This is a genomic window from Kribbella sp. NPDC048928, from assembly GCF_043197975.1.
Taxonomy (GTDB): Bacteria; Actinomycetota; Actinomycetes; order Propionibacteriales; family Kribbellaceae; genus Kribbella.
The window spans coordinates 595,774-619,195 of sequence record NZ_JBICUC010000006.1 but is presented as its reverse complement, the minus strand read 5'-3'; the positions used below and the strand labels follow the sequence as shown (position 1 = coordinate 619,195).

General features: G+C 67.7%; 23 protein-coding genes. 8 read left to right on the top strand and 15 right to left on the bottom strand.

Going from position 1 to position 23,422, the window contains the following annotated elements:
• Positions 1 to 763: 763 nt before the first annotated feature.
• The 4 genes from ACGFI6_RS28200 to ACGFI6_RS28185 form a co-directional block, all read right to left on the bottom strand.
• Positions 764 to 2,077 carry a serine hydrolase domain-containing protein gene (locus ACGFI6_RS28200; RefSeq protein ID WP_393123673.1) on the bottom strand — a complete coding sequence of 438 codons (1,314 nt, stop codon included), beginning with the start codon at positions 2,075 to 2,077 and terminating at the stop codon, positions 764 to 766.
• Positions 2,078 to 2,144: 67 nt separating this feature from the next.
• Positions 2,145 to 2,372: a hypothetical protein gene (locus ACGFI6_RS28195; RefSeq protein WP_393123671.1), complete on the bottom strand. Its 228-nt coding sequence runs from the start codon at positions 2,370 to 2,372 to the stop codon at positions 2,145 to 2,147.
• A gap of 72 nt (positions 2,373 to 2,444) precedes the next feature.
• On the bottom strand, positions 2,445 to 2,648 hold the full coding sequence (locus tag ACGFI6_RS28190; RefSeq protein WP_393123669.1) for a KTSC domain-containing protein: 204 nt from the start codon (positions 2,646 to 2,648) through the stop codon (positions 2,445 to 2,447).
• An 84-nt stretch (positions 2,649 to 2,732) separates the two neighbouring features.
• Entirely contained in the window at positions 2,733 to 3,086 is a 354-nt protein-coding gene (locus ACGFI6_RS28185) for a helix-turn-helix domain-containing protein (RefSeq protein ID WP_393123667.1), read from the bottom strand.
• 141 nt (positions 3,087 to 3,227) lie between these two features.
• Between ACGFI6_RS28185 and ACGFI6_RS28180 the strand changes: the two genes are divergently transcribed.
• Positions 3,228 to 3,518 (top strand): hypothetical protein, encoded by a 291-nt coding sequence (locus tag ACGFI6_RS28180; protein WP_393123665.1) that lies wholly within the window; start codon positions 3,228 to 3,230, stop codon positions 3,516 to 3,518.
• Positions 3,519 to 3,577: 59 nt separating this feature from the next.
• Here the strand turns inward: ACGFI6_RS28180 and ACGFI6_RS28175 are convergent, their stop codons facing one another.
• Entirely contained in the window at positions 3,578 to 4,666 is a 1,089-nt protein-coding gene (locus ACGFI6_RS28175; RefSeq protein ID WP_393123663.1) for a hypothetical protein, read from the bottom strand.
• A gap of 105 nt (positions 4,667 to 4,771) precedes the next feature.
• Entirely contained in the window at positions 4,772 to 5,401 is a 630-nt protein-coding gene (locus ACGFI6_RS28170) for a hypothetical protein (protein WP_393123661.1), read from the bottom strand.
• A 200-nt stretch (positions 5,402 to 5,601) separates the two neighbouring features.
• Between ACGFI6_RS28170 and ACGFI6_RS28165 the strand changes: the two genes are divergently transcribed.
• Positions 5,602 to 6,426 (top strand): aldo/keto reductase, encoded by an 825-nt coding sequence (locus ACGFI6_RS28165; RefSeq protein ID WP_393123659.1) that lies wholly within the window; start codon positions 5,602 to 5,604, stop codon positions 6,424 to 6,426.
• Positions 6,427 to 6,595: 169 nt separating this feature from the next.
• On the opposite strand, the gene ACGFI6_RS28160 is transcribed toward ACGFI6_RS28165, so the two are convergent.
• Entirely contained in the window at positions 6,596 to 9,523 is a 2,928-nt protein-coding gene (locus tag ACGFI6_RS28160; protein ID WP_393123657.1) for a vitamin B12-dependent ribonucleotide reductase, read from the bottom strand.
• A gap of 106 nt (positions 9,524 to 9,629) precedes the next feature.
• The gene (gene nrdR, locus ACGFI6_RS28155) at positions 9,630 to 10,124 is read right to left on the bottom strand and encodes a transcriptional regulator NrdR (protein ID WP_393123655.1); all 495 of its coding nucleotides are present in this window, start codon (positions 10,122 to 10,124) and stop codon (positions 9,630 to 9,632) included.
• 415 nt (positions 10,125 to 10,539) lie between these two features.
• Between nrdR and ACGFI6_RS28150 the strand changes: the two genes are divergently transcribed.
• Positions 10,540 to 10,887 carry a metal-sensitive transcriptional regulator gene (locus tag ACGFI6_RS28150; RefSeq protein ID WP_393123708.1) on the top strand — a complete coding sequence of 116 codons (348 nt, stop codon included), beginning with the start codon at positions 10,540 to 10,542 and terminating at the stop codon, positions 10,885 to 10,887.
• A 38-nt stretch (positions 10,888 to 10,925) separates the two neighbouring features.
• On the top strand, positions 10,926 to 11,861 hold the full coding sequence (locus ACGFI6_RS28145) for a nucleoside hydrolase (protein WP_393123653.1): 936 nt from the start codon (positions 10,926 to 10,928) through the stop codon (positions 11,859 to 11,861).
• On the opposite strand, the gene ACGFI6_RS28140 is transcribed toward ACGFI6_RS28145, so the two are convergent.
• Positions 11,854 to 12,444 (bottom strand): TetR family transcriptional regulator, encoded by a 591-nt coding sequence (locus ACGFI6_RS28140; RefSeq protein WP_393123651.1) that lies wholly within the window; start codon positions 12,442 to 12,444, stop codon positions 11,854 to 11,856. The two genes, ACGFI6_RS28145 and ACGFI6_RS28140, sit on opposite strands and share 8 nt — an antisense overlap.
• Positions 12,445 to 12,522: 78 nt before the next feature.
• On the opposite strand from ACGFI6_RS28140, the gene ACGFI6_RS28135 reads away from it, so the two are divergent.
• Positions 12,523 to 13,092 (top strand): GNAT family N-acetyltransferase, encoded by a 570-nt coding sequence (locus tag ACGFI6_RS28135; protein ID WP_393123649.1) that lies wholly within the window; start codon positions 12,523 to 12,525, stop codon positions 13,090 to 13,092.
• Here the strand turns inward: ACGFI6_RS28135 and ACGFI6_RS28130 are convergent, their stop codons facing one another.
• On the bottom strand, positions 13,093 to 13,632 hold the full coding sequence (locus ACGFI6_RS28130; RefSeq protein ID WP_393123647.1) for a LysM peptidoglycan-binding domain-containing protein: 540 nt from the start codon (positions 13,630 to 13,632) through the stop codon (positions 13,093 to 13,095).
• Between the two features lie 366 nt (positions 13,633 to 13,998).
• Between ACGFI6_RS28130 and lexA the strand changes: the two genes are divergently transcribed.
• Together lexA and ACGFI6_RS28120 are read left to right on the top strand one after the other, a co-directional pair.
• Positions 13,999 to 14,757, top strand: a complete 759-nt coding sequence (lexA, locus tag ACGFI6_RS28125; protein WP_393123645.1) for a transcriptional repressor LexA — start codon at positions 13,999 to 14,001, stop codon at positions 14,755 to 14,757.
• A gap of 48 nt (positions 14,758 to 14,805) precedes the next feature.
• Positions 14,806 to 15,315, top strand: coding sequence for a glutathione peroxidase (locus ACGFI6_RS28120; RefSeq protein WP_393123643.1), 510 nt, complete (start codon positions 14,806 to 14,808; stop codon positions 15,313 to 15,315).
• A gap of 106 nt (positions 15,316 to 15,421) precedes the next feature.
• Here the strand turns inward: ACGFI6_RS28120 and ligD are convergent, their stop codons facing one another.
• From ligD to secD, 3 genes are read right to left on the bottom strand one after another with little or no spacing between them, the layout of a single operon-like run.
• Positions 15,422 to 16,396 carry a non-homologous end-joining DNA ligase gene (ligD, locus tag ACGFI6_RS28115; RefSeq protein ID WP_393123641.1) on the bottom strand — a complete coding sequence of 325 codons (975 nt, stop codon included), beginning with the start codon at positions 16,394 to 16,396 and terminating at the stop codon, positions 15,422 to 15,424.
• A 7-nt stretch (positions 16,397 to 16,403) separates the two neighbouring features.
• Entirely contained in the window at positions 16,404 to 18,401 is a 1,998-nt protein-coding gene (locus ACGFI6_RS28110) for an ATP-dependent DNA helicase (protein WP_393123639.1), read from the bottom strand.
• A gap of 55 nt (positions 18,402 to 18,456) precedes the next feature.
• On the bottom strand, positions 18,457 to 20,757 hold the full coding sequence (gene secD / locus ACGFI6_RS28105; RefSeq protein ID WP_393123637.1) for a protein translocase subunit SecD: 2,301 nt from the start codon (positions 20,755 to 20,757) through the stop codon (positions 18,457 to 18,459).
• Between the two features lie 271 nt (positions 20,758 to 21,028).
• On the opposite strand from secD, the gene ACGFI6_RS28100 reads away from it, so the two are divergent.
• Positions 21,029 to 21,286, top strand: a complete 258-nt coding sequence (locus tag ACGFI6_RS28100) for a hypothetical protein (protein ID WP_393123635.1) — start codon at positions 21,029 to 21,031, stop codon at positions 21,284 to 21,286.
• Between the two features lie 107 nt (positions 21,287 to 21,393).
• On the opposite strand, the gene ACGFI6_RS28095 is transcribed toward ACGFI6_RS28100, so the two are convergent.
• Positions 21,394 to 22,026, bottom strand: coding sequence for a response regulator (locus ACGFI6_RS28095; protein ID WP_393123633.1), 633 nt, complete (start codon positions 22,024 to 22,026; stop codon positions 21,394 to 21,396).
• Positions 22,027 to 22,126: 100 nt separating this feature from the next.
• On the bottom strand, positions 22,127 to 23,242 hold the full coding sequence (gene macS / locus ACGFI6_RS28090; RefSeq protein WP_393123631.1) for a MacS family sensor histidine kinase: 1,116 nt from the start codon (positions 23,240 to 23,242) through the stop codon (positions 22,127 to 22,129).
• Positions 23,243 to 23,422 lie beyond the last annotated feature (180 nt).

The following is a 23,422-nucleotide window of genomic DNA, read 5'->3' as shown; positions in this document are numbered from 1 at the left end:
TGAAAAATATGACAAACAGTCCAAAGACCGTGAGTCGACAACTTCAGTCGATCCTTTGAATCAGAAACAACCAATAACTGGCTTGTCATCCGTATATCAAAGGAATCCGTCACAGACATTGAATGCCTGTGATCGGGGTTAATGCATTTCGGCATTGACTTTCGGCACGCTGTTGAGTTCTCAAGAATCGGACGCTCACCGCGCTTCAGACTTTCGTTTGAAGCTCCGGGGCAACTCGCCCTACTTTACTGTTTCGCTTCCAGCCGGTCAAATCGGCCTTTTTCGATTCAGTCCCCTGCGCGACTCAGTGTCCGAAACCCGCCGAGGCGTGTTTCGGCTTCCGAGACCTTCAGGGAGTTTGCTGGAGGGCCGGCCGCTTTCGCGTCCTGCGCTTCGCTCCAACAAGAAGAACATTACTGACATTCATGGTGCGGATGCAAATCGGGGTCCTGGACCGCTGTCCGAGGCCCCCGGCACCCGTCCTCGCCGCCGTTGACCGGCGTCGAGGGAAGCAGTGCTCGTCCCTCTGGTCACAACACTCACTCACGTCTCCGCGAGCGACACTTCCATCATGCCTCGCCACGCAAACGGTTTTCGGAGCGGGGTGAGACGACGAGGTGGGAGCCGGTCAACCGACTCCCACCTCTCAAGCACTGCACCGTCCAGAAGACGCCTCTCGGCGAGTGGCCGCTCGTAGCGGCTGAGGTTGAGGCCCGGGGTCATGAACCGGACGGCATCAGGTGTAACCGGGCAGCTCCCGCACCTATTCCCGGACGCAGTCGAGCACGACTCCCTCCTGGACGAAGACCAACCCGTCCTCGCGCACCTCGAACCCTGACTCGGTGTTCATCGCGTTGAAGGTCGTCGCAGAGCGCGCCATGAACAGCTGCGGACGCTGACCGCCGAACGTCGCCTCAAGCCCGCTCCCCCAGCGCCCGATCGTCAACGCCATCCTGCCGTCCAACCGGTAGGTGCCCTCCAGCTCCGCCAAGAGGTCGTCGCTCGGCAGGTCCGGAACGTCGACCTCGTCCGGGTACTCCTCCCAGCCGTGCGCCGAAGCGATCGCGGCGAATGCCCGCTGCACGACCCAACCTCCGCGGTCGCCGTTCGTCATCACAACAGCGCCCTGCCCGGTGTCGCGATCAGCCAGCAGGTGACAAGAGAACCCGGCGTTCCCCCCGCTGTGCCCGAACCGCCGGCCGGAGTCGTCGAGAAAGAACCCAAGCCCCAGGTGCCCCAGCCCGCCTATGCGTTGGCCTGCCCTGATCTGGTGCGTCAACATCTCCCTGGCCAGCTCCGGTGACAGCAGAGCACCGTCCGCTCCGGCGTACATCTGCTGCACGGCGATGGCCACCTTGGCGAGATCTGTCGGAGTCGTCCAGAGTCCCGCGGCTGCCTGCTCGGGATAGGCATGCCAGCGGCCCTCGAGCGGCCGGCCACTCCCGTCGTGCGCCACGGCAGCCTTGCTGTGGCGCTCTGGTGGCAGCGGCTGCGCATAGTCGCTGTCGGACATGTCGAGGGGCTCCAGTACGAGCTCGTGGACCAGTTCACGGAACGGGGTGCCCGTGACGTCCTGCAAGAGCTGCTGCATGACGATCGTTCCGCCGCCGGCGTACCGGAATTGCGTCCCCGGCACGAGGTCAACGCGGACACCGAACGTGTTGGTCGGTCGAACCCCGTCAAGGATCTGGACTGTGGTGGGCAGTGGTTCTCCGGCGGCGTACCCAGGGAATCCGTGCACAGTCAGTCCGGCGCTGTGGCTGGCCAACTGCCGCAAGGTCACGACGGGCTGCCAGGAGCCGGTCGGCGGAACCTGCCACGACGTCAGCTTCTGGTTCACGTCCTCGTCCAGGTCCAGCACGCCGCGATCGACCAGACGCAGCATCGCCAGTACGGCGATCGGCTTGCTGATCGATGCAGCCTGGAACAACGTGTCCGGCGCGACGGCCTCGGATCCGCTTGAGTCCACCAGGCCGGCCGTACCGGTCTCGTGCACGGCTCCGTGCTCGATGACTACCCAACTCGCGCCGGGCACGTTGAATCTCCCGAGATCGGCGTTGATCTCCTCATGCAGCATGTCCGTGTCCCTCCCGATCCACTTCTGTGCTGGAACGGTACGACGGGCGCGGCTCGCTGGAGGCGGATTACCGCGAGGGCTGCGGTGCTGAACAGTCGATCTTGGGGTTGGCACCGATGTAGTTGAGCGGGCCGGCGACGACAGTCACCAGCGTTGTGCCGACTCTGGCGCAGTTCGCACCGGAGCCTGAGAAGTAGTTCCGCTGTGCGGCTGCCGCGAGTCCGATCAGCAGCCAGACCACCACAATGACCGCGACGACGCGGGACCCGTTCGTAGACGCTCTACGAGTGCGCATGTCCACCTCCGGAGCTGGGCGCTTCCCCCGTGTGAACGCTCCACCAGTGCCCGCCACAAGACGCGCGAAAACTCAGAGCTCGCGGAAGTCGTAGTACGGCTTGATGTGTTTGTTGACGTAAGCGCCGATGCTCTCGGCGGCCAGCAAGGCCGCGTACGTCGGCTGCGGAACGTCGAAGTACTGGTAGGTGTAGCCGTTCACGTACTCGAGCTCCAGCGTGCCGTCGGACCACCCGACCGATCGCACGCTCGACGAGTCCACCGGGCGTCGCCTCATCCGCGCTCCTTCCGCGCTCACGCTGCGCCCAGTGTGCCTCCCGCCACGCTCCAGGCGGCGGTCACCACGGTGTCGACATGGTGGTCAAGGCGACGGAGATCGCTCCGGGCCCTCTGTCTGCAGGCGTTTCAGAGCGCGGGCCAGGTCGCCGAGCGCCGTGTTGAGCTGGTTCAGCACGGTGTTGTCGATCGGCACCCGGCGCTCGCCCAGGCCGAGGTTGGCGGCGAACCGGACGTGCGCATCCGGCGGCGCCTGGTTCAGGTACGTGTCGAGGGCCTCCTGGAGGTAGGGACTGGGCACGAGCTCTGGTCTCTCGCGCCACTTCGTCAGCGTGCGCGGCGAAATGCCCAACTGCTCGGCGAAGGCCTCGTTCGTCAGGCGCAGCGCCGTGCGCAGGGCATGCGCGTGCCGCCCGGTCCACTCGTCGATGACTGTCATCCGTTGTCGCTCCTTTGCGAGTCGATCACTCCCTGCAATGAGAATATGGCGATTCGGTGACCATCGGTGGGCAGAATTTGTGCGCTGTGGATACCGGTTGAGTTCCTGGTGCGGACCGCCGGTCCCGCGTTGACTTGGCACATGGACGAGATCAGCGGAACCGCGACGCTGTTGCGCAGCACGCAACGGCGTCACCTGCGAGTCGCGAACAGGTCCGGACCACGCCTCTTCCAGCTGATCCGGCACGAGGACGTCTCCGGCGTCAGCGGCACCGGCATCGTCGCGGAGGGCGTCGAGTGGAGCGACGGGACGGTTGCGCTGCGATGGGGTGGCCGGTTCCCGACCACGACCGTCTGGCAGGACGGCGTCGACGCGCTGCTGGCCGTCCACGGGCACAACGGGCGGACCACCATCCGCTGGCTGGACGCGTAGCCATGCGCACTGGACCCCGGCGGGGCGGGCCCACCCTGCAGACAGCCCGTCTCGCCGGTCTACTCGGTGAAGAACTGCTCCCGGTACTTGGCGTTCTTGGCCTGATCTGGGCCGGGGCCGGTCAGCTCGGACCTGGCGGGACCGCTGTCGTGGCCGCCGTTCTGCTGGTCGGTGCCAGCATGCCGTGGGACCGGACGCTGCTGCGACGCGGCCGTCGAGCCGGTCCCCTTCGCCGCCGCGACGTTCGAGGCGGAGACATTTGCCGTAGCGACGGTCGCGTCCGGCGTGGTCTGAGCTGTCACGTTGAGTTCTTCGATCTCCGTGCTGAAGGCGAGTTCGGCACGGGTCGGTCGCTGGCGTTCGATCTCCTCGGCGGTAGTTCGCCGGACGGGGAGGTCGTTCGCCGCGGCCGACAACTCCGAGAGCGTGTCGAGCAGACCGAGCGCCGTCTCGACCTCGCCCGGATGATTCACCAGCCACCAGACCGCTGCCGATCCCGGCGTCGCGAAGACGTCGTCCTTCAGGTACGTCCGTTTGTCCTGTTCCATCCGCCGCTCGAGCAGAGCCGTCTGCTCCCGGCGGTGCAGCGCCGCAAGGTGCTGCAGGTGCTTCTGATCCGCATCCGGCAACCGCAGACGTACCTCGGTCGCCCAGCTCCGCACCTGCCCCTTCTCGTCGAGGGCGGGCTCGCCGAGAAGTGCAGCCAAGCGGTGCTGGTTGAGGGATTCCTCGGTCACCTGCTGCCGGGACGTCAGCGAACGGGCCCGATCGAGCAGCGCATCGACCGCGAGCGCGCCGAGGTCGGCATGCCGGGACCCGGACAGGACGGTCGACCACTGCACCACGGCCGAGAAGCTGAACTGGAAGTCGGGCGTCGCGGACGGCAGCCGGACATCGGCGACCGTCCTGGACGGCGGCCCGGAGAAGACCGGATCGGGATCAGGCAGTACGACGGACGGTGCCGGCGCAGGCCTCGTGACCACCGGACGGGGCTCCTCGGGCTGCTTCCACACGACCGCCAGCAACACCAGCAGCACCACGATCAGCACCACCGCTGCCCAGGCCGGCAGGCCCGCGACCAGCGAAACCAGGTACAGCACCAGAACGATCGCGGCAGCCGTCAGGAGCGAGTTCCGATGGAGCTTCATGGTGGCGTTCCTTCACCGCGTCGGGACACGACGAGTCCACAAAAAGTTTCACACGCCCAGCGCCATGCAGCCCCCGAAAGCGTGTCGGTCAGCGCTCGGGCGCGGTCAGCCGGTGAGGGAGCGGAGGGCTTGGCGAGAGGGGGTGAGGAGGACGGGTTTGTAGGGGCAGCGTTGGTCGGTGAGGGTTTCGTAGGCGCGGATGGCGCGGTTGGCGGCGTCCCAGCCTTGCTCGGCGGGGGTGCGGCCGAGGCCGCGGTTGCGGACCAGGGCGCCGTAGAAGGCGGAGCAGAAGACGGTCGCTTCGTACCAGCCGATGACGGCGCTGGTGCCGATGTAGGTGATGTCGTCCTGGATGCAGTCCCGGATCGCGCGTTGCCACTTGCCGATGCCGGTCTTGCAGCCGTCCGCGATGACGACTCCGCTGGCGATACCCCACTGGTGATCGAGGAACCAGTCGGCGAGGGATTTCAGCGAGACCTGGGTCTCGCCGTCAGTCGACAGGAAGGACGGCTCCTCACTGTGGTCACCGTGTGCCATCACGTGCAGGACCGTCGACGGGGTGGTGAGAGCCGAGAACGCGGTCTCGTGGTCGCGGCTGCGGACGAAGTTCACGTCGATCACCGGGCGGTTCCAGCCCGCGTTGATGTTCGCGGTGATGCCCTGGACGAACGTCATCGACGCATCGAACGAACTGTCCAGACCGAGGTCCACCAGAGTGATCAGACGGTTCTTCATTTGCCCACCCCTCCAACGTGTTTCGAGGCCCCACGCCCCCATCATGAACCACGGCTCCGACAGTTCGGGAGGCCGCTTCCCGGGCGTGAGACAGGGCGTCCCGCCGTACGCCGTACGGCCAGGCCGGGGTCCGCGACGGAGGGTGCGGACGGTGATCGACGTACGGTGTCCGAAGCAGCGGTCGACGAAGGAGAAGACGAATGAGCCAGGCGCCAACAGTCACACTCAGTCACGGAACTGCGATGCCGCGGATCGGGCTGGGAACGTCGCCGATGAACGACACGGACGCCGAGCGGGCGGTACGGACAGCGCTCGAGCTCGGGTACCGCCTGATCGACACGGCCGAGAACTATCGCAACGAGGTCGGAGTCGGGCGGGCGCTGAAGGACGTAGCGCGGGACGAGGTCTTCGTGACGTCGAAGTTCAACAAGCGCTGGCACAGCGTGGACGGCGCGCGGCAGGCGTTCGAGGCGAGCGCCGAGAAGCTCGGCGTCGAGTACCTGGATCTTCTGCTCATCCACTGGCCGAACCCGGCGCAGGACCGGTACGTCGAGGCGTGGCAGGGGCTGATCGCGCTCCGCGACGCCGGCCTGGTGCGCGCCATCGGTACGTCGAACTTCAAGCCGGCGCATCTGCAGCGGCTGATCGACGAGACGGGCGTGACGCCTGAGGTGAACCAGGTCCAGCTCAGTCCGGTCTGGACGAAGGCGGCCGAGCGCGAGTTCCATCGGCAGCACGGGATCGTGACGGAGGCGTGGAGCCCGCTCGGCAAGGGCACGGAGCTGCTGGGGCACCCTGCGGTGCAGGAGATCGCCAAGGCGCACGGTCGCTCCCCCGGCCAGGTCGTGCTGCGGTGGGAGACGCAGCAGGATGTCGTACCGATCCCGAAGTCGGCCGATCGGCAACGGCTGGCGGACAACCTTGCGGTCTTCGAGTTCGAGCTGACCGGGGCGGAGCTGGACGCACTGTCCGCGCTTGACGGCAGCGCCAAGCCGCCGGCGGATTCGGACCACGCCGGGCACTAGCGGGCGGGGTTCAGGGGCCAGGCCCTGGACGCACCTCGGCCCCCGGGGGAAGTGGGAAGTTCCCGGGGGCCGTGGTGCTATCAGTTCAGGTGGTGCTATCGGTTCGGATGCTGCGTCAGTTCAGGTGGTGCGTCAGTGCAGTGGTGCGTCGGCTTCGGTTGGTGCGGGGTCAGCTGCAGCCGGAGGTGCTGCCGCAGCCTTCGCAGACGTAGCAGGAGCCGCTCGGGCGCATCTTCGTACCGCAGGTGAAGCAGAGCGGGGCGTCGACCGAGGTGCCGGTGATCAGCTCCAGCATCTCGGCGGTGGTGTGAGCCTCGCCCTTGACCGGCCGGGCGGCAGCCGCGTCGGCATGCTTCTCAACGGCCGCTGCAGTCTCGGCGGCCTCGGCGGCCTCCGTCACGTCAGCAACCGGCTCGACCGTCTTCAGGGACTCGGGCTCGGACACCTCGACCGGGGCCAGCTCGTAGGAGCCGGTGTCGAGCTGCCGGGACCGCTCGTCCGCCGAGTAGATGCCCAGGGCGGCCCGCTCGTCGAACGGCAGGTAGTCCAGGGCCAGGCGACGGAAGATGTAGTCCATGATCGACTGCGCCATCCGGACGTCCGGGTCGTCGGTCAGACCGGCCGGCTCGAACTTCAGGTTGGTGAACTTCTGGACGTAGGTCTCCAGCGGGACGCCGTGCTGCAGCGCAATCGAGATCGCGATCGAGAACGCGTCCATCACCCCGGCCAGGGTCGAGCCCTGCTTGCCCATCTTCAGGAAGACCTCGCCGAGACCGTCGTCCGGGTAGGAGCCGGCCGTCATGTACCCCTCGGCGCCACCGACGGTGAACGAGGTGGTCCGCGACGGGCGCGACTTCGGCAGGCGCTTGCGGGTCGGCCGGTACTCGATGATCTTTTCGACGATCTTCTCGGCGACGGCGGCCTCGGCCTGTACGGCGTCGGCGGCCTTCTTCGCCTTCGCGTCCGCCAGCGGCTGACCGACCTTGCAGTTGTCGCGGTAGACCGCGAGTGCCTTCAGGCCGAGCTTCCAGCCCTGGAAGTAGACGTCGGCGATCTCCTCGACCGTGGCGGTCTCCGGCAGGTTCACCGTCTTCGAGATCGCGCCGGACAGGAACGGCTGCGCGGCCGCCATCATCCGTACGTGGCCCATCGGCTTGATGGCCCGCTCACCCATCGCGGTGTCGAAGATCTCGTAGTGCTCCGGCTTCAGGCCCGGGGCGTCCACGACGTGGCCGTTCTCCGAGATGTACTCGACGATCGCCTCGATCGTCTCCTCGGTGTAGCCGTACTGGCGCAGCGCCCGCGGGACCGTGGTGTTGACGATCTGCATCGAGCCGCCGCCGACCAGTTTCTTGAACTTCACCAGCGAGAAGTCCGGCTCGATCCCGGTGGTGTCGCAGTCCATCATGAAGCCGATGGTGCCGGTCGGTGCGAGCACCGAGGCCTGCGCGTTCCGCCAGCCGTTCTTGGCGCCGACCTTCAGTACGCCCTCCCACGCCGCGGTGGCGTGCTTCTGGACTTCCTGGTCGATCGGGTGCACGGTCCGGATCGCGTCGTTCGCCGCGGCGTGCTTGCGCATCACCCGGGTGTGCGCGTCCTTGTTCCGCTCGAAGCCGTCGTACGCGCCGACGATGCCGGCCAGCTCCGCGGAGCGCTTGTACGACGTACCGGTCATCAGCGAGGTGATAGCGCCCGCCAGTGCGCGACCACCGTCGGAGTCGTACGCGTGCCCGGTCGCCATCAGCAGCGCGCCGAGGTTGGCGTAGCCGATGCCGAGCTGCCGGTACGCACGGGTGGTGTCGCCGATCGCCTCGGTCGGGAAGTCCGCGAAGCAGATCGAGATGTCCATCGCGGTGATGATCAGCTCGACGGCCTTGACGAACTTGGCCGAGTCGAACAGGTCGTCGTCGCGGAGGAACTTCATCAGGTTCAGCGAGGCCAGGTTGCAGGACGAGTTGTCCAGGTGCATGTACTCCGAGCACGGGTTGGACGCGGTGATCCGGCCGGTCTCCGGCGTGGTGTGCCAGTCGTTGATGGTGTCGTCGTACTGCAGGCCGGGGTCGGCGCAGGCCCACGCCGCCTGGGAGATCTTGTCGAACAGCTGCCGCGCGTCGACGGTCTCGATGACCGAGTTGTCGAGCCGCGCGCGCAGCCCGAACTCGCCCTTCTCCTCGACCGCGCGCATGAACTCGTCGGAGACCCGGACCGAGTTGTTCGCGTTCTGGTACTGCACGGAGGCGATGTCGCGACCGCCGAGGTCCATGTCGAAGCCCGCGTCCCGCAGGACCCGGATCTTCTCCTCCTCGCGCATCTTGGTGTCGACGAACTCCTCGATGTCCGGGTGGTCGACGTCGAGCACGACCATCTTCGCGGCCCGCCGGGTGGCGCCGCCGGACTTGATGGTGCCGGCCGACGCGTCCGCGCCACGCATGAACGAGACCGGGCCCGAGGCGGTGCCGCCGCTGGACTGCAGCAGCTCCTTCGAGGAGCGAATCCGGGACAGGTTCAGGCCGGCGCCGGAGCCGCCCTTGAAGATCAGGCCCTCTTCCTTGTACCAGTTCAGGATCGACTCCATCGAGTCGTCCACGGCGAGGATGAAGCAGGCCGACACCTGCTGCGGCGAGGACGTCCCGACGTTGAACCAGACCGGCGAGTTGAAGCTGAAGTACTGGTGCAGGAGCAGCCAGGTGATCTCGTGCTCGAACAGCTCGGCGTCCTGCGGCGTGGTGAAGTAGCCGTTGTCCTCACCGGCCTTGCGGTAGGTCTTCACGACCCGGTCGAGCAGCTGCCGCAGACTCCACTCGCGGTTGTCGTGGGCGAGCGCGCCGCGGAAGTACTTCGTGGTGACGATCGTCGAGGCGTTGACGCTCCAGAAGTCCGGGAACTCCACCCCGCGCTGCTCGAAGACCGTCTCACCGGTCTTCCAGTTCTGCTGGACGACATCGCGACGCTCCCACGTCACCTCGTCGTACGGGTGGACGCCTTCGGTGCTGAAAATGCGCTCGATGGTGAGTCCCGTGGGCGCGTTCTTCCGCCCGCGGAACCCGGCCGCCGACCGCTTGGTCGACCCCGAGTGGCCGGTCACCGTCTCTGTCATGGTTGCTCCTCGCCCTGTGTCTGCTACCGCGGTCTGTCGGGACCGCCCCGTTGTGTACTGCGTAACGCCGTTACTGCAACTACGTGGAACTACTCGTTCCCCCGGTTTACGTCTGCTGGGTCGGCTTCAGCGCGCCCGGCTCGGTGCCCTGCGGCTCCTTCTCGGCGCGCAGCAGCGCGATCTCGGTCTCGAAGTCGTCGGCCGACTCGAACTGCCGGTAGACGCTCGCGAACCGCAGGTAGGCGACCTCGTCCAGCTCCCGCAGCGGCCCGAGGATCGCGAGTCCGACCTCGTGCGCGGGAACCTCCGGCGAGCCGCCGCCCTTCAGCGCGTCCTCGACCTTCTGGCCCAGACGCGCGAGCTGGTCGGCGTTCACCGGCCGGCCCTTGCACGCCTTCCCGACCCCGTTGATGACCTTCTCCCGGCTGAACGGCTCGGTCGCGCCGGAGCGCTTCACGACCGTGAGCTGCATCTGCTCGACAGTGGTGAACCGCTTCTCGCAGACCGGGCACTGCCGGCGGCGGCGAATCGCTCCGCCGTCCTCGGCCACCCGGCTGTCGACGACCCGGGAATCGGCGTGCCTGCAATACGGACAGTGCACGACGAATCACTCCTCCCGTTGGGCCGCCCGGAGGGGCAGCCTGTGGATCAGCCTGGGGACAACTTGTGTAGAACCTGTGTGCAACTAACCACTACCTGTGGAAAATTACACCCGTGTAACCACTACATCTAGCGATCCTAGATCGCTGCTCCGACAGTTTGCAAGCAGGCCTGTTTGCCCGCGCGTGTCTCAGGTTTCAACAACCGCGCGGGCCCGTGTACTCCCGCGTGGCGCCGCCGCGACGGGCGTTCGGAGGCGCAAACTACGGCCTCCACAAGCACCCCCGCCGGCACCCTCCGAGCACCCTCCGAGCACCCTGCGAGCACCCTGCGAGCACCCCACGACTGCTCCGCGGCAGGTCCGGTCACCGGTCGGGCGATAGGGTTCGGCCGGACCCAGGGAGGATGTGGTGAGCGTGACCGAACCGGCTGCCGACCATGCAGAGAATGCACAGGACGGCCCTTCAGAGGACGGCCATGCGCCGCACGGCTACATCGGCGACAAGAAGGCGTACCTGCAGCGGCTGAAGCGGATCGAGGGGCAGGCGCGCGGGCTGCAGCGAATGGTCGAGGACGAGAAGTACTGCATCGACATCCTGACCCAGATCTCGGCGATGACGAAGGCCCTCGAATCGGTCGCGCTCGGCCTGCTCGACGACCACCTGACGCACTGTGTGGTCGACGCCGCCGCGGCCGGTGGCGCCGAGGCGGACGAGAAGATCAAGGAAGCGTCCGCCGCGATCGCCCGGCTGGTGCGCTCCTGACCAGCGAGCCCGGCGGGCCCGACGGCGGGCGGACGCCGGTGATCCTCGACGTGGACACCGGGCTGGACGACGCGTGCGCGCTGTTGCTGGCGGCCCGGCATCCCGGTCTCGAACTGAAGGCGGTGACCTGCGCGGGCGGCAACGTCGGGATCGACGATGTCGTACGCAACACGCTCACGGTGCTGGATGCCGCGGGGCGACCTGACGTGCCGGTGGCGCGCGGTGCCGCCGTACCGCTGATTCAGCCGGTACGGCCGGCGCGGCATGTTCACGGCGAGGACGGGCTCGGAGATCTCGACTGGCCGCGGTCGACCCGGACGACGGATCCGCGCCATGCGGTCGAGTTGCTCCGGGACGTACTGCAAGACGCCGCTGCGAGCGGGGAACTTGTCACGCTGATCCCGCTGGCGCCGTTGACGAACATTGCGTTGCTGCTCCGGACGTACCCGGAGGCCGCGGCCGGACTGCGCGAGATCGTGTTCATGGGCGGGGCGGTGGGGATCGGCAACGCGACCGCGTCCGCGGAGTTCAACATCTGGAGCGATCCCGAGGCGGCGGCGATCGTGCTGGCCGCGGCAAACGACCTGGGAATCGCGGTCACGATGTACGGGCTGGACGTGTTCTACGACGTCGTGGTCACGGTGGAGCAGGCGCGGGGGTTGACCGGATCGCCTTCCGCTGAGCTGGCCGGGAAGCTGATCGAGAAGCGCTGCGAGCGGTACGGGTCGGACGGCGCGACCATCGGGGACGGCGGTGCGGTCTGCGCTGTCATCGATCCGTCGGGGCTGACGACGCAGCCGTACCCGTTGCGGGTCGAGTTGTCCGGCGGCTGGTCGCGCGGGCGGACGATCGTCGACACCCGCGGCGCGTCCGACCAGGCGAATGATCCGCAGGGACAGGCCCCGGTGATTCAGGTCGCGACAGCCGTGGACGGCAAGCGCTACGCCGAGCTGTGGCTCTCCACGGTCAGCTGAGGAGTTCTGACAAGCGAGCGCGGACGCCGCGGAGGAACAGGTCGAGACCGTCGGCGAAATGATCCGGGCCGTTCGGGGGCTCGGCGACGACGGCGGCCAGGGTCCAGCGCGCAGTGACCTCGAAAAGGTGTCGCGCGGCCACGTCCGGGACGCCGATGCGGACCAGGGCCTCGATCTGCGCGCGGACGAGCTCGGCGCGGGAGCCGGCGCCTTGGTCGCGGTCGGGCGTGGCCTTCGACTGGATCAGGCCCGCCAGCCCGGCATGCTCGGCGTAGAACGCGCGGAGCTCGAGGGAGCCTGACCTGGTCAGCTCGATCCACTCGTCGACAGTCCGCAGCTCTCCGTACGCCGCGCTGTCGGCCGCGAACTGGTCGAAGGCGTTGCGAGCGATCAGATCGAGCAGCTCGGACTTGTTCTGAACGTGGTGGTACAGCGACGGCGCTCGGACCTGCAGCCGCTCGGCGAGCGCACGCATGGTGAGGCCGTCGACGCCGTCGGCACGGATGACGGCCAGGGCGGCGTCGACGATTGCGGAGATCGTGATGCCTGCTGCCGTGTGGGAGGAACGGTCGCGTGTGGTCACAGAGATTCTCGTTTGTCCGAGCGGGTTGGTCACAGGTAGTGTCTAACGTCATTAGACAGCATAGACGAGGATGACACCGTGACTGGATTCCGACCCGCATATCCCCTGCTGACCGAGCGGCTGGAGCTGCGGCCGCACCGGATGGACGACCTGGACGACCTGTTTGCCTTCCACTCGCTGCCCGAGGTCGTGCGGTACACGCCGTGGCCGGTGCGGGATCGCGATCAGACGAAGGCCGCACTCGAGAAGAAGCTGACCCAGGGCGAATTGACCGAGGCCGGCCAGTGGCTGGTGCTGGCGGTCGAGCTTCGTGAGACCAAGACGGTCATTGGCGAGGTGCTGCTCAAGTGGGAGAGCGAGTCTGATCGCCAGGGCGAGATCGGCTTCGCGCTGCACTCGGCGTACCACGGCAAGGGACTGGCGGCGGAGGCCGCACGGGAGACGCTACGGCTCGGCTTCGAGGAACTCGGGCTGCATCGGATCGTCGCGGTGCTCGCCGACCAGAACACGGCGTCGGCCAAGCTGCTCGAGCGGCTCGGGATGCGGCGCGAGGCGCATCACCTGCATGCCTTGCAGTTCAAGGGCGAATGGACGAACCAGTACGTCTATGCGCTGCTCGACGACGAGTGGCGCGCGGCGCGGGGCTGATCAGCCGACGACCGGGATGCGGAGGGTCCGGCCGGGATTGATGTCGGCCGGACTCGACAGCTTGTTGAGGTCGGCGATCTTCTCGACGACGATCGCCGGGTCCTGACCGGGGTTCGTCGACTGGGCGATGGACCAGAGCGTCTGACCGGGGGCAACCTGGACCGGCACGGTGTGGGTGAAGCGCGGGCCGGGCTCGAGAACGCCGCTGACCCGCAGGCCGAGGACGACGATCGCGGCGCCGAACACCACGACGGACACCGCGGTCAGCAACATCCGGCCGCGCCGGGTCAGGCGGAGCGCGACCGGCTCGGCCTGTTCCTGGACGCGGAGACCGACCGATTCGCCGGAGCAGCCACGTACCGGCATCCGGTCGGTGGTCGTGCCCTCGATGCGCTGCCGCCGCGGCCTGACCACGGCCGGAGCGGCAGGCGTCGTCCGGACGGCAGGAACCACCGTGAGGTGCGCAGTCGCCGTCCGCGACGCGCCCTTGATCGAGCGGCGCGGGGCCGGAGTGTCGGCCGCTACAGCTGCTGTGCTCATCGGGTCCTCCAGACTCGTTCGGTACGCGTTCTCGGTGCTTGGGTCTTGTCTACCGGGCCCCTCCGACAGTTTCTGGAGAGTGGCCTGTTCGACCGACCCGAACACTTGTTCGATCGAACGTCTGTACGAATCATTAACCGACAGCCGCCCTTCGCGCAACCACTACCAACCGCGACACGCCCAGGAAATTCCCTGACGCCGCAGCACCCCGCGTACGCCTTATAACCCGACACCCGAACAAACATGCGAACCGACACGCCTTCGAACAGATGTTTGAAGAATCTCAGAATTCGGTCTACGGTCGTCTCAGTCGAGCAAGCAACGGCTGGTGCGTGATCGCCGGCCCGACCTGAGGAGCAATCAGCGATGGCCAGGACGCCGAGCGGTGCCAGCAAGGACAAGGATGCGGACCGGACTGTCGCCGAGCTGCCTGACGGACCGGCGGACGCGACCGGCCTGACGCCGCGGCAGCGCCGCGTCCTGGACGTGATCCGCGACTCGGTGGACAGCCGGGGATACCCGCCCTCGATGCGCGAGATCGGTGAGCGGGTCGGACTGACCAGCTCCTCCTCGGTGTCGCACCAGCTCCGCGTGCTGGAGCAGAAGGGCCTGCTCCGCCGGGATCCGAACCGCCCGCGGGCGATCGAGGTCCGCTACCCGGGCGAGGTGGACGCCGCCGCGCGGCGGTCGGCGCTCGGCTCGGTGCGCCAGACGGCGTACGACGAGACCGGTGCGGGAGACGTGCACCCGGACGCGGTGTACGTGCCGATGGTCGGCCAGATCGCCGCCGGTAACCCGATCCTCGCCGAGCAGGAGGTCGAGGAGGTCTTCCCGTTGCCCAAGGCAATGGTCGGCGAGGGCACGCTGTTCATGCTGAAGGTCAAGGGTGAGTCGATGATCGAGGCGGCCATCTGCGACGGCGACTGGGTGGTCGTCCGGCAGGAGCAGACCGCGGAGAACGGCGACATCGTGGCCGCGATGATCGACGGCGAGGCTACCGTGAAGACGTTCAAGAAGACCAAGACCGAGATCTTGCTGCTGCCGCACAACCCGGCTTTCGAGCCGATCGACGGCAAGGACGCGATCATTCTCGGAAAGGTCGTAACAGTTCTGCGTCGCGTCTGACATATCGGACGGCGAGCGAAGTTCGGCGTGACGTGTCAGCATTGAGTCATGACGACTGTCTATGACTTCAGCGCGCGCCGGATCGAAGGCAATGAACAGTCTCTTGCCGATTTCCGCGACCAGGTGCTCCTGGTGGTGAACACGGCGTCGCAGTGTGCCCAGACCCCGCAGTACACGGGTCTGCAGAAGCTCTACCGGAGCTACCGCCGGCAGGGCTTCGCGGTACTGGGTTTCCCCTGCGACCAGTTCGGCCACCAGGAGCCCGGTGACGAGACCGAGATCGCGAACTTCTGCTCGACGATCTACCACGTCACGTTCCCCATGTTCGCCAAGGTCGATGTCAACGGATCCCGCACGATCCCGTTGTTCAACTGGCTGAAACGCGAGCAGGGCGGCCTGCTCGGCGGGCGGATCAAGTGGAACTTCACGAAGTTCCTGGTTGGTCGGGACGGCGCGGTGATCGCGCGCTACGCGCCGACCCATGCGCCGGAGAAGCTGGCCGACAAGATCGAGGCCGCGTTGGCGGTTCCGGCACCGTCGCCGAAAACGAACGACTGACAATCCCGGATTTCTGCGACAGTTGAACAGAAAATGTCGCAGCGGTGCAGTTCGTTCACCGCATTGCGAACAATTCCGCGGCTCGCCCGCATGTCGTGAAATGCATTCAGGTGTTGTCCACCAGAACCGATTCCGGGTTGATGTCGAGGCGTAAACCGCGCCAGACCGGATGCCGCAAGCGGCCGTCGCCGCCCCAGCCCGAGTAGGTCACTTCGGCGACCAGAACCGGGTCCAGCCAGTGCGCACGCCGCCGGTCCGTCATCGGGATCCCGGCCGGGTCGAACGCGGGCCGGTCGACCTCGAGACCGGTCAGCTCCGTACTGAGCAGGTCAAGGGTCGCGAAGTCCAGTCCGGAGCCGACCTTGCCGATCAGTACCAGTGCGTCACCGGCGTACGCACCGCAGTAGAACGAACCGATCTTTCCTTCCCGGTTCCCCTCCCCCGGATGCCAGCCGCACAGGATGACGTCCCTGGTCTGCACCGGCTTGATCTTGATCCAGTCCGAGCTGCGCCGGCCGGGCAGGTACCGCGACTTGCGGCGCTTTGCCACGACGCCTTCGAGCCCCTGCGCAGCAGACAGATCGAGCGCGGCGTCGCCGTCGGTCAACGCGGCCGGCACCTCCCAGAACGGGTCGCCGATGTCGAGCGACTCGAGCAGCCCACGCCGATCGTCGTAGGTTGCCTCCAGCAACCACTTGCCGTCGAAGCGGAGCAGGTCGAACAGGCGCACCGACACCGGCACCTCGGTGATCAGGTGCCGGAGCTGGCGGGGATCGCGGACGTGCATCCGCCGCTGCAGCAGGCCGAACGACGGCGCGCCGTTCTCGTCGAGCGTGACGATCTCCCCGTCCAGTACGGCGGGCAGCCGCAACCCCGGCGCCTCGGCCAGACCGATCAGCTCTGGGTACCCGCCGGAGACGTCGTGGCTGTTCCGCGACCAGAGCCGGCAGACGCCGTCGTCGACCTCGGCGATGACCCGGATGCCGTCCCATTTCAGCTCGTACGACCAGCCTGCGCCCGAGGGCATCTTGCCGAGCGCCGCCATCATCGGCAGCACCGGCGGACCGGCCGCCGCACTCACGACGGGCTCACGTGGATTGCAATCGCTTCAGGGCTCCGAGCACCTTCTCACGATCGGCCGTCGGCCACATCGGCGGCAAGGAGGCGCGCAGGAACCCGCCGTACCGCTGGGTGACAATGCGCGGGTCGAGGATCGCGACGACACCGCGATCGGAGCTGCGGCGGATCAGCCGGCCGGTGCCTTGCGCAAGCAACAACCCGGCATGCGTCGCGGCGACGGACATGAAACCGTTCCCGCCCGCTTCGTCGACGGCGCGCTGGCGGGCTGCCATCAACGGCTCGTCCGGGCGTGGGAACGGGATCCGGTCGATGATCACCAGGTTGCAGGTCGAGCCGGGGACGTCGATCCCCTGCCAGAGCGACAACGTGCCGAACAGCGATGTCTCCGGGTCCTCGACGAACTCGCGAGACAGCTCGCCAAGCTGTGCGTCGCCCTGGCACAACACCTTGAGATCGGTGGCCTCGCGCACCGCCGCGGTCGCCGCCTCCGCCGCGCGGCGGGACGAGAACAGGCCGAGGGTCCGTCCGCCGGCCGCGGTGATCAGGTCGACGATCTCCTCGAACTGTTTCTTGCCCAGCCCGTCGCGGTGCGGCGGGGGCAGGTGCTTCGCGACGTACAGAATCGCCTGCTTCTCGTACTCGAACGGGGAGCCGACGTCGAGGCCGCGCCACGGCAGCGGGCCGCGCTCGTCGGACTCGTCGAGGTCCGGCATCTCGTCGTCCTCGGCGAGCTTGTCGCTGGGGCGCAGGCCGACCTGGCGGGCGATCGCGTCGAAGTCGCCGCCGAGGGTGAGCGTTGCGGAGGTGAGGACCGCCGTACGGTCGCGGAGCACCAACTCGCGGAGCAGGCCGGCCACGGTCAGCGGGGCGATCCGGAGCTCGCGGCCGAAGCGGTCGCGGTCGATCATCCAGACCACGTCGGCGTCGCTCAGCGCGGCGACCCGTTCGGCGACGTCGAAGATCTCCTTGACCGCGCCCTTCGACTGCCGCTTGGCGCCGTCCGGGTCGTCGTCCTTGTCGTCGGACTTCTTGTTGAGATCGGAGTACAGCCCGCGGGCGGCGTCGCGGACCAGCGCGGCCGCCTCCAGGACCGGTGTGTTGGACGGCTCGATGCGGCCCTCGCGAGTGCCTTCCAGGGCGGCACGGAGCGCATCGGAGGCGTCGGCCAGGTCGTCGGCCTTGTCGTCGTCGACGAACCGGCGGGCGCGCTTCGCGGCCCGCTCGACCAGCTGCGGCGAGAGCTCGTCGCCCGCGGCGCCGGTGACGCGCGCCGGCAGCTCGTGCGCCTCGTCGACGATGATGACGTCGTGCTCCGGCAGGACCGTGCGGTTCTCGAAGGCGTCGATCGAGAGCAGCGCGTGGTTGGTGATGACGATGTCTGCTTTGCGGGCGTGTTCCTTGGCCTTCTCGGCGAAGCACTCCTCACCGTACGGACACTTCTGCGCGCCGAGGCACTCGCGGGCGGCGATCGCGACCTGCTGCCACGCCTGGTACTGGTGCGAGGGGGCATGGTCGCGGTCGCCGGCCTTGCCGTCCGCGAGCTGCTGCTCGGCCCAGTCGCGCAGCTCGATGACCTGGCGGCCGACCTCACCCGGCGGCGGCACGTCGATCAGCATGCCGTCGTCGTCCGGCGCACCCTCACGGATCCGGTGCAGGCAGGCGTAGTTGTTCCGGCCCTTCTGGATCGCGTACTTCGGTCTGCGCGGGAGGAGCTTCTCGGTCGCGTCGAGCAGCGCCGGGACGTCGCGGTCGACCAGCTGGGACTGCAGCGCCAGGGTCGCCGTCGACACGACCACCCGGCGGTCCTCGATGGCGTGCACCAGGGCAGGCACGAGGTATCCCAGGGACTTACCGGTGCCGGTGCCGGCCTGCACGAGCAGATGCGATCCCTCATGCATCGCGGTGTCGACGGCTTGCGCCATCTCCACCTGCCCGGGCCGGGTCTGCCCGGCGATCCCGGACACGGCAGCTTCCAGCAGTTCCCGCACGTCAACACCCACCGGCACACCCTAGCCCCCGTCACGGACAGATTCCGCTCCGGCGGGCAGGGGTGTGGATAACCTAGACGACTGCTCCGCGGTCGGGTTGGGCGTCGCGGTCTACCTGGGGGCGTTTGGGGCGTGGCGGTGGTGCCGGGAAGCGACGTTCCAGCTCGAGCAGCAGGGGTGCTGCGGTGAGGTTGGACGAGTACGTACCGACGAGGATGCCGAGCAGCAGTGCGAGGGCGAAGTCGGCGAGCGAGTCGCCGCCCAGGAACAGCAGTGCGCTGAGGATGAACAGCGTCGAGATGCCGGTATTGATGGTCCGCGGCAGTACGTTCACGATCGCGGTGTCGATGATCTTGCCGAGGTTGCCAGTGGACCGGGCGGCGCGGGTCTCGCGGATCCGGTCGAAGACCACGACCGAGTCGTTCACCGTGTAGCCGATGATGGTCAGGACCGCGGCCAGGAAGATGCCGTCGATCGGCTTGCCGGTCCAGGCGAAGACGCCGACCACGACGGCGACGTTCTGCACCAGGGCGAGCACAGCGCCGGCGCCGAACGTCCAGCGGAACCGGGCCGCGAGGTAGGCGAGCTGGGCCAGCAAGGCGATGCCGAGCGCGATCAGGCCCTTGTTCCGCAGTTCGTCACCGAGCGACGGGCCGATGCTCTCGTTGCGGATCACCTCCGCGTCGCCACCGATCCGGCCGATCGACTCCTTGATCTTCACGGCCTCGTCGTCGCTGATCGTCCCGGTCCGCACGGTGATGTCATCGGTCCCGGACGCCTGGACGACGGCGCTCGGGTAGCCGGCCTCCGCGACGGCGGCGCGCGCTTGATCGGGCGTGATGCGTTGTGCCGTACTGACCTCGATCAGCCGGCCGCCGGTGAACTCGATGCCGAGATTCAGCCCGCGGATGGCGACACCGGCGACGCTGACGATGATCGCCACCGCCGTTATGACGAGCCAGCGTCTGCTGTGCTTCATCAAGGAGGGTTGCCGGGCCTCCAGCCAGGTCCGTACGCGGCCGTGGCCGGCGATCCCGCTGAGGCCGGGACGGCGCAGCACGAAGCCACGGGACACCACGAACTCGGCGAGCACCCGGGTCACGACCAGTGCGGACAGCATGGACGCGAGCACACCGATGGACAGCGTGACACCGAAGCCGCGCACCGGGCCGGCGGCCAGGAAGAACAGCAGGCCGGCGGCGAGCAGGGTGGTGATGTTGGAGTCGGCGATCGCGGACAAGGCGTTCTGGAACCCGCTGCGCAGCGATCTGCGCAGGCCGTCGGTGCGCCCGGCGGTGTAGTCCTCACGGGCACGTTCGAAGACCAGGACGTTCGCATCGACCGCCATCCCGATCGCGAGTACGAAGCCGGCCAGACCCGGGAGGGTGAGGGTGGCTCCGATCACGGTCAGGGCGGCGTACGACATCGCGGCGTACCCGAGCAGGCCGAGGACGGCCATCAGGCCGACCAGGCGGTAGACCACGGCGATGAACAGGGCGGTCAGCGCGAGGCCGATGATCGCGGCGAGCGCGCTGGCCTGGATGGCGTCCTGACCGAGCGACGGGCCGACCGTGCGCTGGTCGATGACCTGCACCGGTACGGGCAGCGCACCGCCGGAGATCAACGCCGCTAGGTCTTTCGCCTGCTCCTCGGTGAAGGCGCCCGAGATCGTCGTACTGCCGCCGCCGATGCCGACGTTGCAGAGCTGGTTGCCGCCGTTCGGGTCGACCTGCGGGGAGCTGATCACCTCGTTGTCGAGCACGATCGCGATCAGGCGCTGCGGCGTACCGACCGGTTGGCAGGCGGCCTTGCCGGTGATGCTCGCCCAGATCTTGCCGCCGTCGCCCTTGAACTTCATCTGGACGAACCAGCCCTGCGCGACCTGCTGCGGGTCGAGCAGGCCGTCGGCGCCGCTGACCAGCTCGCCGGTCATCGCGGGTTTGGCGAGCCGCAGGATGCCTTGGCCGTTCTCGCTCGGCAGGTACGTCTCGCCGGCTGCGGGTTTGGCCGGTTTGGCCGCGACCTGGTCGAGGACCTCGTGGAAGGTCAGCTGCGCGGTCTTGCCGATCACCTTCGCGGCCTCGCGCGGGTCCTGGACGCCGGGCAGCTCGACGATGATCCGGTTCTCGCCCTGGCGGGTGACGTTCGGCTCGCTGACCCCGAGCGCATCGATCCGGCGGTGCAGGACCTGGGTGGCCTTGTCGGTGGTCTCCTTGGTCGCCTTGACCGTCGGCGAATCCTTCGCCTCGAGCACGATCTGCGTCCCGCCACGCAGGTCGAGGCCGAGTTGCGGCTTCGCGGTCAGCGTGACGTACGTCGATGCAGCCAGGATCAGGAACGCGAGGAGCGCGCGGACGAGGGACGACCGGTTCACCGAGGCCTCCGGAGGTGGGCACCCACAGTACGGGTGTCATGACAGAGAGCATCCACAAGGACGTGGAACGCACAGTGTACGAAGCCATTCAAGCGCCGGCCGGCCGGTTGTGGGTAGACCACGGCACCTGGTTGCCCAAGGCATGCACTCGGCAAACGTCATTGCATTGGGATCGAATCGGTTGTCCGGGTTACCGAGAGCGGTACTAACGTGACGGAGAGTTGCATAAGGCAACGATGTTGTTTTCGTTGACGCGAAAGGCAGATGTTCTATGAGATCGATCGGGCGAATGGTTGCGATGGGCGCCGCTACGGTCGCTGTGGTCGCGGGCGGCGCCGGGATGGCGCACGCACAGACTCAGACCATCCACACCGTCACCTGCGCGAACCAGGACGAATGCATTCAGAAGCAGAACGTGTACCGGCACTACGGGTACGCGGTGTCGGACGTCTGGTACCACGACCCCGACTCGACCTGCGCCCCCGAATGGCCCTGCGCCCCGGGCTGGCAGTTCCAGTGGGAAGAGTGACCTCGGTCGCCTGACCCAGCGGGTGGCATCCCGTCTCGGAGGCGGGGTGCCACCCGTCACTCGGCTGTGGCCTGGCGGTCTTTCGGCCTCAAGCGCGCGGGGACGAGTTACTCGCTCAGGCCGTTTTCTATTGCGTAGCGGACGAGTTCGGCCCGGTTGTGGAGTTGGAGTTTGCGGAGGGTGTTCTGGACGTGGTTCTCGACGGTGCGGTGCGAGAGGACCAGGCGGGCGGCGATCTGCTTGGCGGTGAGGCCGCGGGCGACCAGGCGGAGGACTTCGGTTTCGCGGTCGGTGAGTTGCGGGACCTCGGGTCCGGTGGCGCCCAGCCGGCGGTACTCCCCAAGCAGCAGTCCAGCCAGGCCGGCGCTGAAGATCGCGTCACCTTCGGCCGTACGGCGGACAGCGTCGTCGAACTCGTCCAGCGACGCGGACTTCACCAGGTAGCCGGAGGCTCCGTTCTTCACCGCGGCGAGTACGTCGTCCTGCTCGGCGCTGGCGGACAACACCAGTACACGCGTGTCGGGAAGGGCCGTGGTGATCTCGCGGGTCGCGTCGACGCCGGATCCGGTACCGAGTTGCAGGTCCATCACCACCACATCCGGGCGGGTCGCCAGCGCGATCTTCACCGCGCTCGCCACATCCGACGCGGTCGCACACACGTCGTACCCCCGGCTCCCCAGATCCCGCGCAACCCCCTCACGCCACATCGGGTGGTCGTCGACAATCATCACGCGGGTCATGGGGCCTCCCGGTCTGGACTGAGGAGCGGAGCGACGAGGGAAGAACGGGAGTAACAGCCCCAGGACCACGCCGGCGCCGGAGGCCCGGCAGAAAGCACTGTCATAACTTCAGCTCCCATTCGGTTCCTTCGCCGGGGGCGGTTCGGATGGTGACGGTGCCGCCAAGGTCGGTGATGCGGCCGCGGATCGACTGGCTGACGCCGAGGTGACCGTCCACGCGGGCCTGTTCGAGGCGCGCGGGCGTCGTACCGAGTCCGTCGTCGCGGATCGACACCACAACGTTCTCCCCCAGCTCCTCGACAACCACCCAGGACCGTGCATCCGGGCCGGCATGCTTGATCACGTTGCTCAGCGCTTCCTTGACCGCGGCGACAAGTTCGGCCGCGGTCGCGGCAGGCAGCAGTACCTGCCCGGCCGGTACGACGACGTCCACCCGGGTCGTGGCCAACGGCAACAGCAGGCCGCACAGATCGACGCGATCGCCTTCGGCCACAGCCGGTCGCGACGACATCAGCGTCCGCAAAGCCACTTCCTGCTCGGCGGCCAGGTCAGCCAGTTCGAGCGCCTCGCCGCCGATCGCCGTACCGCGCCGCTGAACCTGCGCCAGCACTTGCAGTACGCCGTCGTGGATCGACCGATTGAGCCGCAGCCGTTCCGCGGTCGCGCTCTCCGCGGCGATCGCGTCCCGCAGTCGCTTCCCTGCCTGGCGCATCGTCGAGGCCGCGTACCCGACGACCAGCCCCGCGACGAGGAGCAGCTGTACGTTGCTGAGGATCTTCGACGCATGCTCGACCCCGCGCAGTGAGAGCAGCGCCAGGCTGATCGTGGCCGCGCCGAGCAGTCCGCCATCGCGCCCGCGGGAGATCGCCAGCGCGAGCACCGGCCCGGCCGCCCAGACCGAGGTCAGCACGGACGCACCGGCGCGGATGTCGAGCAGCGGCTGCGCCCAGAGCGTCGCGTACATGCAGCCGACCGTGATGATCAGGTCCGCGAACGCCAGTCGCGTGTTCCGGCGCCCCCAGCGGCGGCTGTAGCCGTACGACGAGACGAGCGTCCAGACGCCCATCACGGTCAGCTGGAGCACCGCGCCGTACGGCCGGACGATGCCGTCCCAACGGGTCCACACGCCGAAGCACGCGAACGCCCAGGTGAGCGCACGGAACACGACCAGCGCACGCCACAGCGGCTGCAGCAGGTCGACAGTCTGGCGCTCCACGCCGACAGTCTGCCAAGCGCCGGGCCTGTTGCGCGTGAGCACATCTACTCAGGGCGCAGGTTTCCCCGCAGCTTCACAGGATTTCCTCAGTTCCACTTCAGCTCGGCGGATTTTCCCCGTACTCTCGCTGCAATTCACGCTCGGGGGAGCTTCGAACACACTGCGTCACCAGACACGGAG

What these genes read in the sequence shown, in the direction of transcription:
- ACGFI6_RS28195 (WP_393123671.1), bottom strand. Translation starts at nt 2,372, where the DNA reads ATGCGCACTCGTAGAGCGTCTACGAACGGGTCCCGCGTCGTCGCGGTC.
- ACGFI6_RS28175 (WP_393123663.1), bottom strand. Translation starts at nt 4,666, where the DNA reads ATGAAGCTCCATCGGAACTCGCTCCTGACGGCTGCCGCGATCGTTCTG.
- lexA (WP_393123645.1), top strand. Translation starts at nt 13,999, where the DNA reads ATGGCCAGGACGCCGAGCGGTGCCAGCAAGGACAAGGATGCGGACCGG.
- ACGFI6_RS28185 (WP_393123667.1), bottom strand. Translation starts at nt 3,086, where the DNA reads ATGACAGTCATCGACGAGTGGACCGGGCGGCACGCGCATGCCCTGCGC.
- ACGFI6_RS28200 (WP_393123673.1), bottom strand. Translation starts at nt 2,077, where the DNA reads ATGCTGCATGAGGAGATCAACGCCGATCTCGGGAGATTCAACGTGCCC.
- ACGFI6_RS28120 (WP_393123643.1), top strand. Translation starts at nt 14,806, where the DNA reads ATGACGACTGTCTATGACTTCAGCGCGCGCCGGATCGAAGGCAATGAA.
- ACGFI6_RS28160 (WP_393123657.1), bottom strand. Translation starts at nt 9,523, where the DNA reads ATGACAGAGACGGTGACCGGCCACTCGGGGTCGACCAAGCGGTCGGCG.
- ACGFI6_RS28180 (WP_393123665.1), top strand. Translation starts at nt 3,228, where the DNA reads ATGGACGAGATCAGCGGAACCGCGACGCTGTTGCGCAGCACGCAACGG.
- ACGFI6_RS28100 (WP_393123635.1), top strand. Translation starts at nt 21,029, where the DNA reads ATGAGATCGATCGGGCGAATGGTTGCGATGGGCGCCGCTACGGTCGCT.
- ACGFI6_RS28095 (WP_393123633.1), bottom strand. Translation starts at nt 22,026, where the DNA reads ATGACCCGCGTGATGATTGTCGACGACCACCCGATGTGGCGTGAGGGG.
- ACGFI6_RS28130 (WP_393123647.1), bottom strand. Translation starts at nt 13,632, where the DNA reads ATGAGCACAGCAGCTGTAGCGGCCGACACTCCGGCCCCGCGCCGCTCG.
- ACGFI6_RS28190 (WP_393123669.1), bottom strand. Translation starts at nt 2,648, where the DNA reads ATGAGGCGACGCCCGGTGGACTCGTCGAGCGTGCGATCGGTCGGGTGG.
- ACGFI6_RS28170 (WP_393123661.1), bottom strand. Translation starts at nt 5,401, where the DNA reads ATGAAGAACCGTCTGATCACTCTGGTGGACCTCGGTCTGGACAGTTCG.
- ACGFI6_RS28165 (WP_393123659.1), top strand. Translation starts at nt 5,602, where the DNA reads ATGAGCCAGGCGCCAACAGTCACACTCAGTCACGGAACTGCGATGCCG.